The sequence below is a fragment of the Flavobacterium soli DSM 19725 genome (assembly GCF_000422705.1).
In the GTDB taxonomy this organism is placed as follows: Bacteria; Bacteroidota; Bacteroidia; order Flavobacteriales; family Flavobacteriaceae; genus Flavobacterium; species Flavobacterium soli.
On the sequence record NZ_AUGO01000009.1, the window covers coordinates 70,886 to 87,649 of the forward strand.

Consider the following 16,764-nt stretch of genomic DNA (forward strand, 5'->3'; position numbering starts at 1 on the left):
AATTATGGAATCGTATTGATTATTTCACTAAATTAGTTTTTACAAAACAATTAAATTAAAAAATTATGAAAAAGTTATTAGTAATTTGTCTGACGCTATTTATTTCGGGATTTCTAAATGCCCAAGAAGTAACAAAAGTAAAATCAAAAGCAAAACAGGAAAGTACAGCAATTAAAAAAGAAGCTAAAACTGCAAAAAAAGAAATTAAAGTTGAAGCTTCAAAAACAGCTACTCAAGCCAAAAAGGAAACAAAAGCCAAGAGTCAAGCCGTAAAGAAAGAAGTCAAAATTGTTAATGAAACCGCTACTGAGAAGAAAGCAAATTTAAAAACAAAAGACAAAGTAACTGGAAGCTATAAAGGCAAAAAAGTATATACTGGTCCAAAAGGAGGTCGATACTATATCAATTCCAAAGGGAACAAAACTTATATTGATAAGAAATAAGCTGATAAAAACTACTGAAATACAGTAGTTTTTTTTTGCTTTAAAAATTTTAAAAACAAAAAAACCTTCTCATTACGAGAAGGTTTCTTGTGAAGGCAGAAGGATTCGAACCTTCGACCGTCCCGATTGGAAATCGGATGCCCTACTTAATAATCTATTTACTTTGTACTATTTATCAATTTTTCAACTTTTACTCTACTTTTCCATTTCTTAACTTCCAATTCTCGATTATAGGCTTGTGATTTTGTTTTAAACTCTTCAAAATAAATCACAATCCGATCTTTTGCTTTTCCTGTGAATCCAGAATGATTTGACAAATATTTTCGTAGCCTTTCCTCTAATGTTTCAGAAGTATGACCAATATAATATTGATTTATTAATTTTGAATAGAGGATATAGAAGAAGCTCATGATATTCTATTAGTGTGAAACAAAAAAACCTTCTCATTACGAGAAGGTTTCTTGTGAAGGCAGAAGGATTCGAACCTTCGACCGCCTGCTTAGAAGGCAGGTGCTCTATCCAGCTGAGCTATGCCTCCATTTATCTTTTAAAACTTAAATGGAAAAAGTTTATTTTGTCGGGGTGGCAGGATTCGAACCTGCGGCCTCCTGCTCCCAAAGCAGGCGCGATAACCGGGCTACGCTACACCCCGAGGTGCAAAAAAGCGGAGAGTAAGGGATTCGAACCCTTGGTACAGTTTCCCATACGCATGTTTAGCAAACATGTCCTTTCGGCCACTCAGGCAACTCTCCAATGCTCAATGAACGTATATCTTTTAAGCGGTTGCAAATGTAGGGTATCATTCTATATTCTACAACAAAAAAAACGTTTTTTTTATACTTTTTTTTCATTCTCTTTAAAAACACCTCACAATCAATCGAATACTATTTATAATATTTTATATGATTTTTCTTAAGAGATAATTTTTGTCTTATTTTGAAGAAAATCCAATAAGAATTGCTGTTGATAATTAAGTCTCTTACTTTTTATAATAACATTATCTTAAAATTTATATTTACTTTAAAAGACAGGTTTTTTTTGAAGTAAATATAATTACAGGTTCATAAATACTAAAAAATTGATTAAATTCGCAACTTAAATAAACAATCAACGTGTTATGAATAAAAAAGTTGTAATCGTTTCGGCTGTAAGAACGCCGATCGGAAGTTTTATGGGTGCTTTATCTACTGTTACCGCACCACAATTAGGTGCTGTAGCAATAAAAGGTGCTTTGGAAAAAATAAATTTAGACCCAAATTCAGTTGATGAAGTTTTAATGGGCAATGTTGTTCAGGCAGGTGTTGGACAAGCTCCTGCAAGACAAGCGGCTCTTTTGGCGGGTTTGCCAAATACTGTTATTGCAACAACTATAAATAAAGTTTGTGCTTCTGGAATGAAAGCCGTTATGCAAGGTGCTCAAGCTATTATGGCTGGAGATGCTGAGATTATAGTTGCAGGCGGAATGGAAAACATGAGTTTGATACCACATTATGTACACCTTAGAAATGGCTACAAATTTGGTCCAGCTTCAATGGTTGACGGTATGCAAAAAGATGGTCTTACTGATGCTTACGACAATAATGCCATGGGAGTTTGTGCAGATTTATGTGCAACTGAATATAAAATCTCAAGAGAAGAACAGGATAATTTTGCAATTCAATCGTATGAGCGTTCTGCCAAAGCTTGGCATGCTGGAAAATTTGACAATGAAGTTGTTCCGGTTGCTGTTCCGCAAAGAAAAGGCGACCCAATTATGGTTACAAAAGATGAGGAATACACTAATGTGAAATTAGATAAGATTCCTGCTTTGAATCCAGTTTTCACAAAAGACGGAACTGTTACCGCTGCAAATGCATCAACAATTAATGATGGAGCTGCTGCTGTAGTTTTGATGAGTGAAGAAAAAGCATTGGCTTTAGGTTTAAAACCTTTGGCATATATCAAAAGTTATGCTGATGCTGCTCAAGAGCCAAAATGGTTCACCACATCTCCTGCAAAGGCTTTACCAAAAGCTTTAGACAAGGCTGGACTTGCAATTAGCGATGTTGACTTTTTTGAATTCAACGAAGCATTCGCTGTTGTTGGATTAGCAAATGCAAAAATTTTAGGTCTTGATAACGACAAAGTAAACGTTAATGGTGGGGCTGTTTCCTTGGGCCATCCTCTTGGATGTTCAGGAGTTAGAATCATTGTAACACTTCTTAATGTATTGGAACAAAACAATGCCAAAATTGGTGCTGCAGCTATCTGTAATGGTGGTGGTGGTGCTTCTGCAATTGTGATCGAAAGAGCATAAAATTTTTTATATCTTTGAATGATGAATTTTAGATTTTAAATGATTATTTTTCATTTTTAAAATTTAAGATTCATCATTTATAATTTAAAGCAAACTGAATGTTCGGAATTTGTAATCTGGCCAACATCCCATTGAGATTTGAACCAAGCGATCGAAGCGAAATTGTTTCCCAAGTGTTATTTGGAGAACATTTTATAGTATTGGAACAAGAGAAGCAATGGACAAAAGTAAAACTTCAGTTTGATGAATATGAAGGCTGGATTGACACAAAACAATACCAACCTATTTCCGAGGCTGAATACAACCAGCTTTCTACAGATGCAATCATTCTGAATTCAGATTTGGTAGAATATGTTTCTGCTCCAAATAATCTGTTGATGCCAATTCCACTTGGCTCTTCTTTATCATTTCTAAATCATACTGAAATCAATAAGGAAAATTTTGATTTCGAAGGTATGAAAATAAGTGGTATCAAACCAAAATCAAATTTGATAAACACCGCTTTTATGTACATGAACGCTCCCTATTTATGGGGTGGAAAAACACCTTTTGGGATTGATTGTTCGGGCTTCACACAGATGGTTTACAAACTGAATGGATATAAGCTTTTGCGAGACGCTTCACAACAAGCAACACAAGGCGAAGCGTTAAGTTTTATTGAAGAAAGTGAGCCAGGAGATTTAGCTTTTTTTGATAACGAAGAAGGACGAATCATTCACGTTGGCATCATTATGGATGAAAATTATATCATTCATGCAAGTGGAAAAGTGAGAATTGACCGATTGGACCATCTTGGGATTTTTAATGCCGATATCAACCGTCATACCCACAAATTAAGGGTTATCAAGAAAATCATAGATTAAAAAAAAAGCCTCAAAGGGCTTTTTTCTATTTACAATCTACTTTTGACAACACAATTTTACTGTCGAAAAAGAGCTTTTTCTTGTCCTTGAAAACGGTCTTACCGTCTTTTTCTTCCACATCACCATATCCTTCAATAAAAATATTTCCTTTTTTAAGAAATACCACTTCTCTAACAGAAGATTTTCCTTCGGACATAAAAGTATAATCGGCAAAAAGTGTATCACCTTTGAAGTTTCCAACAAGCGTTCCTTGATTCTTATCTTTTTCGAAGAAATTATATTGCAATTCGCCTGATTCAAGGCTGCTGTCTTTTACAGAAATGGTTAACGAAATTGTATCTTGCTTTAAAGCCACTGCATAACATTCCTTAACAGCTTCTTCTTCGATTTCCATTTCTTCTTGAACGGTTGGAACCACAACTTCTTCCTTTGGATCATTCTTGCACGAAATTAATGTAGCAAAAAAAATAAGACTTCCTATAATTGATTTTTTCATTGTTTAATGCATTGGGGTTTGAAATATAAAAGTACGAAACTATTCTTTATGTTCTTTTAAATTAAAAAGGGTTTTCTCATTCAAAAAAAAATCCATCAACACATGTTAATGGATTTTGTTCTAGTTTTATTTTTTAGATCCTAAAATTAAGATACGTCAACCGTTGTGGCCTCGGCAATCTTTTTATAAGTTCCGTTTTCTAATTTTTCTCGGATAGCTTCAAATGCTGAAAGCGTTTCATCAATATCAGCCAATGTATGAGAAGAAGTAGGAATCATTCTCAATAGGATAATACCTTTAGGAATTACAGGATATACCACAATTGAAAGGAAAATACCATAATTTTCTCTCAAATCATTTACCATCACCATTGCTTCCGGAATACTTCCTTCTAAATAAACTGGTGTTACACAAGTATTTGTATCTCCAATATTAAATCCTCTAGATTTTAATCCGCTTTGCAATGCATTTACATTTTCCCACAGCTTATCTTTTAATTCTGGATGATTTCTCAATAATTCCAAACGCTTCAAAGCTCCGACAGTTTGAATCATTGGTAATGATTTTGCAAACATTTGAGAACGAAGATTATATTTCAAATAATCGATAATATCTTTATCTGCAGCTATAAAAGCTCCGATACTAGCCATTGATTTAGCAAAAGTCGAGAAATAAACATCAATTCCATCTTGACAACCTTGCTCCTCACCTGCTCCAGCACCTGTTTTTCCAAGTGTTCCAAAACCATGTGCATCATCAACCAAAAGACGGAAATTGTATTTTTCCTTCATGGCTACAATTTCTTTCAATTTTCCTTGCTGACCACGCATTCCGAAAACACCTTCGGTAATAAAAAGAATTCCACCACCTGTTTCTGTTGCCATTTTCGTAGCACGTTGCAGGTTTTTTTCCATACTTTCTAAATCATTGTGCTTATAGGTAAAACGTTTACCCATGTGCAAACGAACACCATCAATAATGCAAGCGTGTGCATCAACATCATACACGATAATATCATTTTTTGTAACCAATGCATCAATAGTTGACATGATTCCTTGGTAACCGAAATTCAACAAATAAGCCGATTCTTTCATCACAAAAGCTGCCAATTCATTTTCTAGTTGTTCGTGAATAGTAGTATGTCCCGACATCATTCTGGCTCCCATTGGATAAGCTGCACCGTATTGGATTGCCGCATCAGCATCTGCTTTTCGAACTTCAGGATGGTTTGCTAATCCTAAATAATCGTTCAAACTCCAGTTTAGAATATCTTTTCCGTGAAATTGCATTCTTGGTCCAAGTTCTCCTTCAAGTTTAGGAAAAACATAATAACCTTCGGCTTGTGAAGCCCATTTTCCTAATGGACCTTTATTGTTTTGGATTCTTTCGAATAAATCTTTTACCATGATTTTCTGTGTGTTAAAAAACGTGGCAAAAATAAGGATTTTAAAATAATTATGGGATGGGATTGGGAAATTTATTTTATGATGCAAAAGTTCATCAAATTGATGCTGTATTTTTGACATATCACAAACAATAGTGCAAACCGAGGGTTGATAATTTTCAATATCGATTTGCACTATGTTTTACTTGGAAGATATTATTTTTTTACAACTTTCTTACTATATTTATTTCCATTACTATCAACCAAATTGACAATATAAACTCCTGATGCTAAATTCGACACATCAAGAGTTTTTTCATCTTGTTGAATGAATTGTTTTCCTGATAAATCAACCAAAGTTAATGAAACTAAATTTTCCATTTCGATGAGAAGTTTGTCTGAAACTGGGTTTGGATAGATTTTGATTTCTTCAATTGAATATTTTTCTATTACTAATGCTTCGGGATCAAATTTTTTAACATTAAACTTGTATTGGTTGGGATTTTCTCCTAACACTGTACCCCGATAAACAATATATACATTAGAATCAGAATCTTTTGCCAAAGATGATGTTGTGTTTATATTACTAGATGCTTCTGCAATATCATTTCCATTTTGACCTACATAACTCCAATTATTGCCGTCATATTTTTTAACTTCAATAAAACTTCCAACACCCCCTATACTTCTATAATAGCTTACAAAAAGCTCATCCTCAACAGAAAGCAAATTGATATCAGCAACATTTTCATTTGGATATTGAAATGTGAGTTGTTCTGAACCCACTATTTGCCATACTCCACCAACATATTGGAACGTTTTTAAATATCGTTCTCCCGAAAAAAATGAGCCTTCAAAAGTAATTACGGAAAAAACAGGCAAACCACTGTTATCAAAAGTAATGTTTGAAGTGATGCTGTTAAATAAATTTGTTCCGTTAACCAAATTAGTTGAGCCAAGAATTTCCCAGTTATCAATAGTAGTAGAATATTTTGCAACTTCTAAATTATAATTACTGTTTCCAATAGATAAAACCAGAACTTCTCCTAGCGAATTTACACCAAACTGAACTGCCGAGGCATTTGTTCCATTTATTAAGACATGACCTAACTCCGACCAAGTATTTAAACCTGATTGAAATTTATAGACCTTAACTCCTCCAGAATATTCACTAGAAAAAGCTAAGTAGTAGTTATTTGAAGCATCGATTCCAAAACCTTGGAACCTCCAAAATTGATTTGGCATTGCGATTGATGTTGCAGAATACCAAGAATTTCCATCATATCGCTTCAAGACTATTACATGTTCACCATCAACTACTGTCTGTACGGCTTGAATTAAATGATTATTGGAATCTGTTTGTATATATTGCTTTGCAATCCCGTTGGGATACAGTGTAGGACTATTGTCTTGCCAAATTTCTGATGAGTAGGTATATAAAATAGAGCTATAAGGACTTGTTGAGTTACTTAAATTACCGATAAATAAATTGTCACCAGCTACTTTAAGTTGAAAATTTCCTCCTTCTACATCATTGGTAAATATAAATGGCTGTCCTACATTAATCCAATTTTGTGCTGTAACTACTCCTGAAAGCAGCAGTACAAATGATACTATTTTGTTCATAAAGTTTAAAATTAATACCACAAATTTCATCAATTTCAAAAAACAAAAAAATACCTACTATTAGGTATTTTATTACACACCTATAAGTAGCTATTTTTGAATCATAAAAAAAACATTCAATTCAATTCCTAAATGAACTATTTTTTACCCTAACCTATTTCAATTATGAGGAGTACCCCAAATTCAGAAATTATTGTTTTTGATACGGCAAAAAAAATTTGGAGCCAAATTGCCAAGAATGGCATCGACCTCAATCCTAATTTCGAGCTGGAAGTACATAAAAAGCTACTCAATATTTTTCAAGTAGGAGATTATTATCACTACATATTCAATTGTAGCAAACAGCAAATGGAATATGTGAATGAAAACATATCCAACGTTTTGGGTTATCAACCAGAAGAGTTTAAAATTGATTTTTTGTTAGAGAATATTCATCCTGATGATTTGGTATATTTTATCAACTTTGAAAATACGGTCACGAAATTCTTCACCAATTTACCACCTGATAAAGTCCTTAAATACAAGGTAAGATATGACTACAGAATCAAGAAAATTGATGGAACTTATATCCGGATATTACAACAAGTTGTGACGATTCAAAGCGATGAAAATGGTGCCGTAATTAGGGTTTTAGGAGTTCATACCGATATTTCGCATTTAAAACAAAACAATGGCTCAACCCTTTCTTTTATTGGTTTTGATGGAGAACCATCCTATTTTGATGTAGAAATTAATACGATTTTCAAACCCTCAAAAGAAGTTTTTACAAAACGTGAAAAACAAATACTGAAACTCATCAGCGAAGGCAAAAGCAGTGCCGAAATTGCTAGAACACTCTGCATCAGCAAATTTACTGTTGATGGACATCGGAAAAATCTATTGAAAAAATCATCAACTAATAATATTTCGGAACTCATTACTAAGACTTTTCAAAACGGTTGGCTCTAAATAATTTTTGGAGGTTGTTTTTTTTACTTACTTTTATCCAACTTAAATTTAGGAAATGTCACAAATCACCAAAGAACTCAAATTAGCCGTATTGATTGATGCCGATAACGTTCCGTACAGCAATGTAAAAGGAATGATGGAAGAAATTGCAAAATTTGGTACCCCAACAACCAAGAGAATTTATGCTGATTGGACACGACCTAATGCTAATGGTTGGAAAAATGTATTATTAGAACACGCCATCACTCCTATCCAGCAATACAGCTACACGATGGGAAAAAATTCCTCCGATTCAGCCCTCATTATTGATGCTATGGATTTATTGTATTCCGGAAAACTGGACGGTTTTTGTATTGTTTCTAGCGACAGCGACTTTACTCGATTGGCAATTAGACTACGTGAATCCGGCATGAAAGTCATTGGAATAGGTGAACAAAAAACACCAAAACCTTTCATAAGTGCTTGTGACCGATTTATTTTTATCGAAGTATTGGATGGAGCTGTCAAGAAAAAAACACCAAAGAAAACAATTGAAACTGAAAACAAGAAAGTTGTCGAGAAAGTAAATACCAAGATTACTGAAAAGGTAACTCCAAAACCACTTAACAAGATTGACGAGCCAACAATAGAATTGATAGAATCGACAATTGAAGATATTGCAGATGATGACGGCTGGGCCTTCCTAGGTGATGTTGGAAATTTAATTGTTAAGAAAAAACCCGAATTCGATCCTCGAAATTATGGCTTTCAAAAACTAACTCCAATGCTAAAATCGCTTACAGATATTTTAGAAATAGACGAACGCGAATCAGATAAAAGAAATATCAAACATGTTTTTGTTCGATTACGATTTAGTTAGAATCGCATGCAACAAAACAGGTTTTCCCATCTCATCATTGTTTTTATAGTCATTGCATTAGGGCTTTTTTCAAGAAAAATTGAGGTTATCCCTCTTTTTGTTGGTGATTTGCTCTATGCTGTAATGATTTATTTTGGAATCCGATTTCTGTATATTTCCTTACCTAAAACAAAATCGGCAATTATAGCATTGATAATTTGTTATAGCATTGAACTTTTGCAACTTTATAATGCAAATTGGATGGCAGCCTTACGCAATACCTTTTTTGGACGATATGTTTTGGGTCAAGGCTTTTTGTGGAGTGATATTTTAGCCTACAGTTTTGGAATTATACTTGCTTATATTGCAGAATCAGTTTTGTTTTCGAAAGAAAAATAACTTAAGAAGTTACAGTAGTCCTCCAATTTTTATTTAAGGTAGCCAAATCGACTTCCATTAAATATAAATCTTCACTTTGTTCGATCAACTTTTTGGTATATTCCTGTTTCTGGCTTTGCGTAAGCTTGTTTCTTTTTAATACCTGATAAGAAATTTCGGAGTAATCTTTATCATATTTATTCTTTAGTAATTCCAAATAATCTCGAAATGTGACGTCTTTATCTGTAAAAGTTTTTTTGTCCCAACAATTATTTTCAATAGCCAAAGCTTCGACCTGATGAATATGTTTTAAGGATTGTTCCTTATTTCTAAGAAAACGTTTCAAATAATAACTTTTTTTCTCTCTCGCTTCCTTGCTTTTACGAAAAAAGAAAATATATACTAATACTATTACTAGTAAAAGAATTATGGCTAGGGTAATAGATTCCATAAAAAAAAAATATTTTTAAATGCTTAAAAGGGGATAAATAAGCTTTGAAATATTAGTGTAAATGTAAATAAAAAATAATCAATTATAAATCTGAATGTGATATGGTTAGGTTAAATTTGTGATGTAAGTGTGTTTTCTAGGGATGAAAAGCAACTACAATTAGGTATAAGAAATAATAGTATAGTAACGGATTTTTACTACATAATTTTATTGACATCAACCTTAAATTATACAATCTAAAAACTGAATACTATAATTAAATCTGTTACGTTTTGTTGCAATTTTACATTCTAAAACAAAATAATCATGAATGTTAAAAGAATATTTGGAACCCTGCTTACTATTCTCGGAATTGTAAGTCTTATTTATGCCGCAGTTGTATTTTCTAACACAAGTGGAGAAACCAGAGATATAAAAAGCCTGGTAATTTATGGCATTCTCGGCTTGCTATTTTTTATATCTGGGATAGGACTGATAAAAGCTACAAAAGACGAAGCATAACATAGTATATAGATTTTAAAAAAATTTATAATTGGGGTCAAGCTAAATTCGCAAACTCCTTATCTTTACGGACTAAAAACAAAATAGTACCTAATGATGCAACTTGTCTTCGCCTCCAACAATAAAAATAAAATCATTGAAATTCAAAGCATTCTTCCAGACACAATCAAAATTTTGAGCCTGGAAGAAATTGGCTGTTTTGAAGACATTCCTGAAACTGCTGATACTATTGAAGGTAATGCCATTTTAAAGGCAAATCATGTCACGGAAAAATACGGCTATAATTGCTTTGCCGATGATAGCGGTTTAGAAGTTGATGCACTAGATGGAGCTCCTGGTGTTTTTTCTGCACGATATGCCGGAGATCAAAAAAATGACGACGATAATATCAATAAGCTATTAACTCAATTATCGGCTGAAAAAAATCGGAAGGCTAATTTTAAAACCGTTATCGCATTAAATCTTGATGCTCAACAATACCTTTTTAAAGGAATAGCAAACGGTACAATCACAGATCATAAAAAAGGGTCTAATGGTTTTGGATATGATCCCATCTTCCAGCCTGATGGTTTTGACAAAACATTTGCCGAAATTTCATTAGAAGAAAAATCTGCTATAAGTCACAGAGCCAAAGCCGTTAAGGAATTAATTTCGTTTTTACATACTATTTAAAAAAGCACTTTTTTTATCCTGATTCTACAAAATCGAGACGTCTTTTTTCAAAATCCTAAATCTGAAATCCTAAAACCTAAATCTAAAATTCTGATTATCAATCTATAATAAAACATCAAATCTCAAATTCACATTAGTTAATCACAAATATTAGCTGTACTTTTGCAAAATATTTTAAAATACTATATGAATAAATTTGAACAATTAGGATTGAGTGAATCGTTACTGAAGGCGATTTTAGATCTAGGATTTGAGAATCCGACCGAAGTACAGGAGAAAGCGATTCCCCTATTATTGGAAAAAGACACAGATATGGTGGCGTTGGCTCAGACAGGGACAGGGAAAACGGCAGCTTTTGGTTTTCCGCTAATTCAGAAAATTGATGCCAACAACAGGAATACACAAGCATTAATTTTATCTCCAACACGCGAACTTTGTTTGCAGATTACTAACGAGATCAAAAACTACTCTAAATACGAAAAAGGTATCAACGTAGTAGCAGTCTATGGTGGTGCAAGTATCACAGAACAGGCAAGAGACATTAAAAGAGGTGCACAAATTATCGTGGCAACTCCAGGTAGAATGCAGGACATGATCAACAGAGGTTTGGTGAACATATCACAAATCAATTACTGTGTATTAGATGAGGCAGATGAAATGTTGAACATGGGGTTCTATGAAGACATTGTAAACATCCTGTCTACATCTCCAGACGAAAAAAGCACTTGGTTATTCTCGGCTACCATGCCGCAAGAGGTTGCTAGAATTGCAAAACAATTCATGCACGATCCATTAGAAATTACTGTTGGAACCAAAAACTCTGGTTCTGCAACAGTTTCCCACGAATTTTATTTAGTTAACGCTCGTGACCGTTATGAAGCTTTGAAAAGATTGGCTGATGCTAATCCAGACATTTTTTCTGTTGTTTTTTGTCGTACAAAAAGAGACACACAACAGGTCGCTGAAAAATTGATCGAAGACGGATACAGTGCTGCAGCTTTGCACGGAGATTTATCACAAGCACAGCGAGATTCAGTAATGAAATCGTTCCGTGGAAGACAAATCCAAATGCTTGTTGCTACAGACGTTGCTGCTCGTGGAATCGACGTTGATAACGTAACACACGTTGTAAACTATCAACTTCCTGATGAGATTGAAACTTACAACCACCGTTCGGGTCGTACAGGACGTGCTGGTAAACTTGGAACTTCTATCGTAATTGTGACGAAAAGCGAATTGCGCAAGATTTCTTCTATCGAAAGAATCATCAAGCAAAAATTCGAAGAAAAATCAATCCCTTCTGGAATTGAAATCTGTGAAATACAATTACTTCACCTGGCAAACAAGATAAAAGATGTAGAGGTTGATCACGACATCGACACTTATCTTCCTGCTATTTTCGAAGTAATGAAAGATTTGACGAAAGAAGAAGTAATCAAGAAAATGGTTTCGGTTGAATTCAACAGATTCATTAATTATTACAAGAAAACTAGAGATTTGTCTTCTCAATCAGCCGGTTCTAGCCGTGACGAAAGAGAACCAAGAGAAAGCAATGGTAGTGCAGTTCGTTATTTTGTAAACATTGGTTCACGTGATAATTTCGATTGGATGTCTTTGAAAGATTTCTTGAAAGAAACACTTGATCTAGGTCGTGACGATGTCTATAAAGTAGATGTAAAAGAAGGTTTCTCTTTCTTTAATACAGACCCAGAACATACTGATAAAGTAATGGAAATCTTGAACAATGTTCAATTAGAAGGACGTCGTATCAATGTTGAAATTTCTAAAAATGATGGTGGCGGAAGACGCGACCATAATGGTAGAAATTCTGGCGGTTTTGGCGGCGGAAGAAATTCTGGCGGATCTAGAAGAGAAGGAAGTTTTGCTCCAAGACGCGAAGGTGGCTTCAGAAGCGATAGAAATTCTGCTCCAAGAGAAGGTGGTTTCGGCGGAAGAAATTCGGCTCCAAGAAAGGAAGGTTTTTCAGATAGAGCTCCAAGAAGAGAAGGATCTGACAGAACTCCAAGACGTTCTGAAAGCTTTGGCGACAGCCCAAGACCAAGAAGACCAAGAAAAGACTAATTTTTTTTAGTTAATTTTCTTATAATTATAAACAAACTGCAAAATATCTTCGACTGTTTTATTACTTTTAGGGTCTTAAAACACGACATGAGATATTTTGCAGTTTTCTTTTTTATTATCCTTTCAAATGCCCTATCTGCTCAAGAAGGACTCAGTGTTATTTCTGGAATCATAAAAGATGACACCTCAAATAAACCTTTAGAAAATGTTAACATTATCAACGTTAATACCGTAAAAGGTGAAATAACAGATGATAAAGGAAGATTTGAAATGATGGCTAATGCCAATGACACGCTGCATATTTCCCTTTTAGGATATAAATCCATAAAGGTTAAAGTTACCAATGACTGGATCAAAAATAAAACTACAACTATCCAGCTTACAGAACGGGCTTATGCCTTGGAAGAAGTTGTAATTCGACCTTATGTTTTGACAGGTTATCTTGAAATTGATGCCAAATTAATTCCAACTAAAGAAAACTACCGTTATAGCATTTCTGGCCTTTCTGAAGGCTATGAAGCAGGGGAATATTCACCAAATGCTTTTGGGAGAGTTTTAGGTTCCATCTTCAATCCAGCAGATATGCTCTATAATTTCTTCGGGAAAAAACCAAAGGAATTAAAGCGTTTGAAGGAAATGAAAAAAGACGATACGGTTAAAAATCTTTTGGAGACCAAGTTTGATCGTGAAACCATTTCAGCTCTTTTAGGTGTTACCAAAGATGAAATCGCCGAAATCTTGGCTCGATGCAACTACTCAGAATCTTTTGTAAAAACCGCTAATGACTTGCAAATTTTGGATGCAATTAGTGCTTGCTATGAAGAATATAAGATTTTGAAGAGAAAATAAAATTACTTCACAAAAAGCATTACATTTACAATAAACTTCTGGAAATGAAAAAACTGCTTATATTACTTTCACTTTTCATACTTACACTTCTTTTAAACAGTTGTTGGGGTTTTGGCCAAGATGATGATAATTTTGTTGAGCCGATCTCAAATAATTACACCGCTGTGGTTATTTCGAGAACAGAGTTAGAAGATGCTGTAGAAGCTCTTCCTCCCCAAGATGTAATTCAATCTGGAAAAATATACATTAAAGATAATTTTATGTTTATAAACGAAGTAAACAAAGGTTTTCATGTATACAATTATTCCAATCCTCAAGACCCTGTAAAAATTGGATTTATCCAAATACCCGGTGCTACTGACTTGGCAATTCGAAATAATATTATTTACATCAATCAAGCTGTTGATCTGGTGACATTATCCTATAATCAAACCAATAATTCTATCACAGTATCGAATAGAAACAGGAATGTCTTCCCGCCAAAACTGTCTCCTCAAGGTTTTGAAGCAAATGTTAATGAAAATATGATCGTAATAGACTGGACTCCTTTAAATTAAAAGAAAATGAAATTATTAAAATTTATTGTACTTTTTTTTATAATTATAAGTTGCTCAAATGATGGATCAAGCGAGGCAATAAATAATGGAGATGGAAAAGGAGGATCATTAGCGATTTTTGCATTAAAAGGAAATTACCTTTATACTGTAGATAATGCTAATCTGAATGTTTTTTCATTGATAGACACCTCTCAACCATCTAAAGTAAATACTATCAATGTAGGCTTTGATATTGAGACTTTATTTTCGTTTGGAGAAAATCTGTATATCGGTTCAAGAAGTGGTATGTATATTTACAGTCTTACAAATCCAGAAAACCCCGTGATGCTATCTGCTGTACAACACTTTACGGCTTGTGATCCTGTAGTTGCAAATGAAACTCACTCTTTTGTAACATTGCATTCAAATAATAATTGTGGCAATACGATCAATATTCTTGAGGTTTATGACACAACAAATCCTAATGCTCCACTTTTAGTTCATAGAAGAAATCTAGTTGCACCAAAAGGTTTAGGATTATATCATAATTACCTCATAGTATGTGACGATGAAATAAAAATATTTGATATTGAAGATCCATCTGAACCTGTTTTAGTAAAAGCAATTTCTAAGCAATGCTTTGATGTTATTATTCAAGGAGATGAATTATATGCCATTGGAGAAAATGGTCTATACCGCTATACTTTGAATTCTCAAGATATTACGAATGTCACTATGCAAAGCGAAATTTTATTCTAAACCGTTTTATTCTCACTAAAATATCTCGCTTCAATCCTCTTGATATCTTTTATTGAGCTTCTAGCCCATTGAATTCTTTTTTCCAGCATTTCTTCCTCTGAAAGATGCCAATTTACATCTGAATGACGCAATCTATTCATCACATTTTGTAGAATTATCGCTGCCGAAACCGATATATTCAAACTCTCGGTAAAACCAACCATGGGAATTTTCAAGAAACCATCTGCGTTTTTCATCACTTCTTCAGATAATCCATCTCGCTCTGTTCCGAAAAAAAATGCTGATGGTTTTGAAATGTCAAAATCATCCAGCAAACAATCATTTTCGTGTGGTGTTGTGGCAATGATTTGATATCCTTTATTTTTCAAACTTGCCACACAATTTGAGATGCTTTCATAACGATTGACATCTACCCATTTTTGGGCTCCCATGGCAATTTCCTTATCAATACTCTTCCCGAATTTTTCCTCGACAACATTGAGTTGTTGCACTCCAAAAACCTCACAGCTTCGCATCACAGCACTTGTATTGTGTAACTGAAAAACATCTTCAATGGCAACGGTGAAATGATTGGTGCGATTTTGAAGTACTTTTAGAAACTTTTCTTTTCTGTTATCGGTTAAGAATTGTTCAAGATAGTTGAGATAGTCGGTATCGATCATGAAAATATTATTTTTGCAAAAATACTAAAATTAAAACTGACAAAGTTGGTATAAAAAAGAGTTGTTGCCACAGATTCACAGATTTTGAAAAATTATTTTTTTAAGAATAAATCCGTGAATCTGTGGATGCTTTTTTAAATCTTTAATCCAATGTATGAAAACTATTTTGAGTAAATTTGAGTTTAATTTATTCTGATGAAAAAGAAACTAGTTGTTTTATCTGGTGCCGGAATCAGTGCCGAAAGTGGTATCAAAACCTTTCGTGATTCTGACGGACTTTGGGAAGGGCATAATGTGATGGATGTTGCTACTCCCGAAGGTTGGAAAAAAAATCCTGAATTGGTTTTAGATTTTTACAACCAAAGAAGAAAACAATTGCAAACCGTTGAACCAAATTTGGCCCACAAAATATTGGCTGAACTTGAAACTGATTTTGATGTTTATGTGATTACACAAAACGTTGATGATTTGCACGAACGTGCGGGAAGTTCGAATGTTTTGCATCTTCATGGGGAATTATTAAAAGTAAGAAGTACAAATGATTACAACTATGTATTGGATTGGAAAGATGATTTATTTCCGACCCATTTTGACGACAATGGCTTTCAGTTGAGACCACATATTGTTTGGTTTGGCGAAGATGTTCCCGCTTTGGAAGAAGCGGTAAAAATTACGTTAGAAGCTGATTTTTTTGTTGTTATTGGAACTTCGTTGCAGGTTTATCCCGCTGCAGGATTGATTGACTATGTAGATTCAAATGTTCCGATTTTTTATATTGATCCAAAACCAATTTCGATTCCGAATTTGAGAAATCCGTTGGAGGTTTTTGCTAATGTGGCTTCGGAGGGAATGAGGCTTTTGAAAGAAAGACTTTTGTTTTTTTGAACCATTAAGATATTAAGGTTCATTAAGATTTCTTTGCTAATACTTAATGAAACTTAATATCTTAATGGTTTAATTCTTTAAAGCCGAAAGAATAA

General features: G+C 33.8%; 19 protein-coding genes and 3 tRNA genes. 13 read left to right on the forward strand and 9 right to left on the reverse strand.

Annotated elements, in window-relative coordinates; genetic code table 11:
- The first annotated feature begins 65 nt into the window (after window positions 1-65).
- Window positions 66-443 (forward strand): hypothetical protein, encoded by a 378-nt coding sequence (locus tag G508_RS0112225; protein WP_026705596.1) that lies wholly within the window; start codon window positions 66-68, stop codon window positions 441-443.
- 158 nt (window positions 444-601) lie between these two features.
- Here the strand turns inward: G508_RS0112225 and G508_RS0112230 are convergent, their stop codons facing one another.
- The 4 genes from G508_RS0112230 to G508_RS0112245 form a co-directional block, all read right to left on the reverse strand.
- Entirely contained in the window at window positions 602-853 is a 252-nt protein-coding gene (locus G508_RS0112230; RefSeq protein ID WP_026705597.1) for a GIY-YIG nuclease family protein, read from the reverse strand.
- Window positions 854-907: 54 nt separating this feature from the next.
- Window positions 908-981 (reverse strand) — tRNA-Arg (locus tag G508_RS0112235).
- A 39-nt stretch (window positions 982-1,020) separates the two neighbouring features.
- A tRNA-Pro gene (locus G508_RS0112240) sits at window positions 1,021-1,095 on the reverse strand.
- A gap of 13 nt (window positions 1,096-1,108) precedes the next feature.
- Window positions 1,109-1,195 (reverse strand) — tRNA-Ser (locus G508_RS0112245).
- 365 nt (window positions 1,196-1,560) lie between these two features.
- Between G508_RS0112245 and G508_RS0112250 the strand changes: the two genes are divergently transcribed.
- The gene (locus G508_RS0112250; RefSeq protein ID WP_026705598.1) at window positions 1,561-2,739 is read left to right on the forward strand and encodes an acetyl-CoA C-acyltransferase; all 1,179 of its coding nucleotides are present in this window, start codon (window positions 1,561-1,563) and stop codon (window positions 2,737-2,739) included.
- Window positions 2,740-2,837: 98 nt separating this feature from the next.
- A complete protein-coding gene (locus G508_RS0112255; RefSeq protein WP_026705599.1) occupies window positions 2,838-3,602 on the forward strand; it encodes a C40 family peptidase in 765 nt (254 codons plus the stop codon).
- Window positions 3,603-3,627: 25 nt separating this feature from the next.
- Here the strand turns inward: G508_RS0112255 and G508_RS0112260 are convergent, their stop codons facing one another.
- The 3 genes from G508_RS0112260 to G508_RS0112270 form a co-directional block, all read right to left on the reverse strand.
- A complete protein-coding gene (locus G508_RS0112260; protein WP_026705600.1) occupies window positions 3,628-4,098 on the reverse strand; it encodes a hypothetical protein in 471 nt (156 codons plus the stop codon).
- Window positions 4,099-4,244: 146 nt separating this feature from the next.
- Window positions 4,245-5,504, reverse strand: coding sequence for an aminotransferase class I/II-fold pyridoxal phosphate-dependent enzyme (locus G508_RS0112265; RefSeq protein ID WP_026705601.1), 1,260 nt, complete (start codon window positions 5,502-5,504; stop codon window positions 4,245-4,247).
- A 194-nt stretch (window positions 5,505-5,698) separates the two neighbouring features.
- Window positions 5,699-7,108 (reverse strand): T9SS type A sorting domain-containing protein, encoded by a 1,410-nt coding sequence (locus G508_RS0112270; protein WP_026705602.1) that lies wholly within the window; start codon window positions 7,106-7,108, stop codon window positions 5,699-5,701.
- Window positions 7,109-7,273: 165 nt separating this feature from the next.
- Between G508_RS0112270 and G508_RS0112275 the strand changes: the two genes are divergently transcribed.
- Genes G508_RS0112275 through G508_RS0112285 form a run of 3 tightly spaced genes read left to right on the forward strand, consistent with a single transcriptional unit; the run spans window position 7,274 to window position 9,293 of the window.
- A complete protein-coding gene (locus G508_RS0112275) occupies window positions 7,274-8,056 on the forward strand; it encodes a LuxR C-terminal-related transcriptional regulator (RefSeq protein WP_051197594.1) in 783 nt (260 codons plus the stop codon).
- 55 nt (window positions 8,057-8,111) lie between these two features.
- Window positions 8,112-8,915, forward strand: a complete 804-nt coding sequence (locus G508_RS0112280) for an NYN domain-containing protein (RefSeq protein WP_026705604.1) — start codon at window positions 8,112-8,114, stop codon at window positions 8,913-8,915.
- 6 nt (window positions 8,916-8,921) lie between these two features.
- Complete coding sequence (locus G508_RS0112285) at window positions 8,922-9,293, forward strand: ribosomal maturation YjgA family protein (protein WP_026705605.1); 372 nt, start codon at window positions 8,922-8,924, stop codon at window positions 9,291-9,293.
- Window position 9,294: 1 nt separating this feature from the next.
- Here G508_RS0112285 and G508_RS0112290 read toward each other — a convergent pair whose 3' ends face one another.
- Window positions 9,295-9,723 carry a hypothetical protein gene (locus G508_RS0112290; protein ID WP_026705606.1) on the reverse strand — a complete coding sequence of 143 codons (429 nt, stop codon included), beginning with the start codon at window positions 9,721-9,723 and terminating at the stop codon, window positions 9,295-9,297.
- A 306-nt stretch (window positions 9,724-10,029) separates the two neighbouring features.
- Between G508_RS0112290 and G508_RS0112295 the strand changes: the two genes are divergently transcribed.
- From G508_RS0112295 to G508_RS0112320, 6 genes are all read left to right on the forward strand, one after another.
- Window positions 10,030-10,224, forward strand: a complete 195-nt coding sequence (locus G508_RS0112295) for a hypothetical protein (protein WP_026705607.1) — start codon at window positions 10,030-10,032, stop codon at window positions 10,222-10,224.
- Between the two features lie 96 nt (window positions 10,225-10,320).
- Window positions 10,321-10,896 carry a non-canonical purine NTP diphosphatase gene (locus G508_RS0112300; protein ID WP_026705608.1) on the forward strand — a complete coding sequence of 192 codons (576 nt, stop codon included), beginning with the start codon at window positions 10,321-10,323 and terminating at the stop codon, window positions 10,894-10,896.
- Between the two features lie 186 nt (window positions 10,897-11,082).
- On the forward strand, window positions 11,083-12,978 hold the full coding sequence (locus G508_RS0112305) for a DEAD/DEAH box helicase (protein ID WP_026705609.1): 1,896 nt from the start codon (window positions 11,083-11,085) through the stop codon (window positions 12,976-12,978).
- Window positions 12,979-13,065: 87 nt separating this feature from the next.
- Complete coding sequence (locus G508_RS0112310) at window positions 13,066-13,827, forward strand: carboxypeptidase-like regulatory domain-containing protein (protein ID WP_026705610.1); 762 nt, start codon at window positions 13,066-13,068, stop codon at window positions 13,825-13,827.
- Between the two features lie 44 nt (window positions 13,828-13,871).
- A complete protein-coding gene (locus G508_RS0112315; RefSeq protein ID WP_026705611.1) occupies window positions 13,872-14,384 on the forward strand; it encodes a hypothetical protein in 513 nt (170 codons plus the stop codon).
- Between the two features lie 6 nt (window positions 14,385-14,390).
- On the forward strand, window positions 14,391-15,122 hold the full coding sequence (locus tag G508_RS0112320) for an LVIVD repeat-containing protein (RefSeq protein ID WP_026705612.1): 732 nt from the start codon (window positions 14,391-14,393) through the stop codon (window positions 15,120-15,122).
- Here the strand turns inward: G508_RS0112320 and G508_RS0112325 are convergent.
- A complete protein-coding gene (locus tag G508_RS0112325; protein WP_026705613.1) occupies window positions 15,119-15,784 on the reverse strand; it encodes a TrmH family RNA methyltransferase in 666 nt (221 codons plus the stop codon). The two genes, G508_RS0112320 and G508_RS0112325, sit on opposite strands and share 4 nt — an antisense overlap.
- A gap of 195 nt (window positions 15,785-15,979) precedes the next feature.
- Between G508_RS0112325 and G508_RS0112330 the strand changes: the two genes are divergently transcribed.
- Window positions 15,980-16,669: an SIR2 family NAD-dependent protein deacylase gene (locus G508_RS0112330; RefSeq protein ID WP_035694692.1), complete on the forward strand. Its 690-nt coding sequence runs from the start codon at window positions 15,980-15,982 to the stop codon at window positions 16,667-16,669.
- The last annotated feature ends 95 nt before the right edge of the window (window positions 16,670-16,764 follow it).

Excerpts from the sequence above, each read along its gene's own strand:
- G508_RS0112310 (WP_026705610.1), top strand. The coding sequence starts at position 13,066 with ATGAGATATTTTGCAGTTTTCTTTTTTATTATCCTTTCAAATGCCCTA.
- G508_RS0112270 (WP_026705602.1), bottom strand. The coding sequence starts at position 7,108 with ATGAACAAAATAGTATCATTTGTACTGCTGCTTTCAGGAGTAGTTACA.
- G508_RS0112315 (WP_026705611.1), top strand. The coding sequence starts at position 13,872 with ATGAAAAAACTGCTTATATTACTTTCACTTTTCATACTTACACTTCTT.
- G508_RS0112290 (WP_026705606.1), bottom strand. The coding sequence starts at position 9,723 with ATGGAATCTATTACCCTAGCCATAATTCTTTTACTAGTAATAGTATTA.
- G508_RS0112260 (WP_026705600.1), bottom strand. The coding sequence starts at position 4,098 with ATGAAAAAATCAATTATAGGAAGTCTTATTTTTTTTGCTACATTAATT.
- G508_RS0112320 (WP_026705612.1), top strand. The coding sequence starts at position 14,391 with ATGAAATTATTAAAATTTATTGTACTTTTTTTTATAATTATAAGTTGC.
- G508_RS0112285 (WP_026705605.1), top strand. The coding sequence starts at position 8,922 with ATGCAACAAAACAGGTTTTCCCATCTCATCATTGTTTTTATAGTCATT.
- G508_RS0112330 (WP_035694692.1), top strand. The coding sequence starts at position 15,980 with ATGAAAAAGAAACTAGTTGTTTTATCTGGTGCCGGAATCAGTGCCGAA.
- G508_RS0112300 (WP_026705608.1), top strand. The coding sequence starts at position 10,321 with ATGCAACTTGTCTTCGCCTCCAACAATAAAAATAAAATCATTGAAATT.
- G508_RS0112325 (WP_026705613.1), bottom strand. The coding sequence starts at position 15,784 with ATGATCGATACCGACTATCTCAACTATCTTGAACAATTCTTAACCGAT.
- G508_RS0112280 (WP_026705604.1), top strand. The coding sequence starts at position 8,112 with ATGTCACAAATCACCAAAGAACTCAAATTAGCCGTATTGATTGATGCC.
- G508_RS0112265 (WP_026705601.1), bottom strand. The coding sequence starts at position 5,504 with ATGGTAAAAGATTTATTCGAAAGAATCCAAAACAATAAAGGTCCATTA.
- G508_RS0112275 (WP_051197594.1), top strand. The coding sequence starts at position 7,274 with ATGAGGAGTACCCCAAATTCAGAAATTATTGTTTTTGATACGGCAAAA.
- G508_RS0112305 (WP_026705609.1), top strand. The coding sequence starts at position 11,083 with ATGAATAAATTTGAACAATTAGGATTGAGTGAATCGTTACTGAAGGCG.
- G508_RS0112250 (WP_026705598.1), top strand. The coding sequence starts at position 1,561 with ATGAATAAAAAAGTTGTAATCGTTTCGGCTGTAAGAACGCCGATCGGA.
- G508_RS0112295 (WP_026705607.1), top strand. The coding sequence starts at position 10,030 with ATGAATGTTAAAAGAATATTTGGAACCCTGCTTACTATTCTCGGAATT.
- G508_RS0112225 (WP_026705596.1), top strand. The coding sequence starts at position 66 with ATGAAAAAGTTATTAGTAATTTGTCTGACGCTATTTATTTCGGGATTT.
- G508_RS0112230 (WP_026705597.1), bottom strand. The coding sequence starts at position 853 with ATGAGCTTCTTCTATATCCTCTATTCAAAATTAATAAATCAATATTAT.
- G508_RS0112255 (WP_026705599.1), top strand. The coding sequence starts at position 2,838 with ATGTTCGGAATTTGTAATCTGGCCAACATCCCATTGAGATTTGAACCA.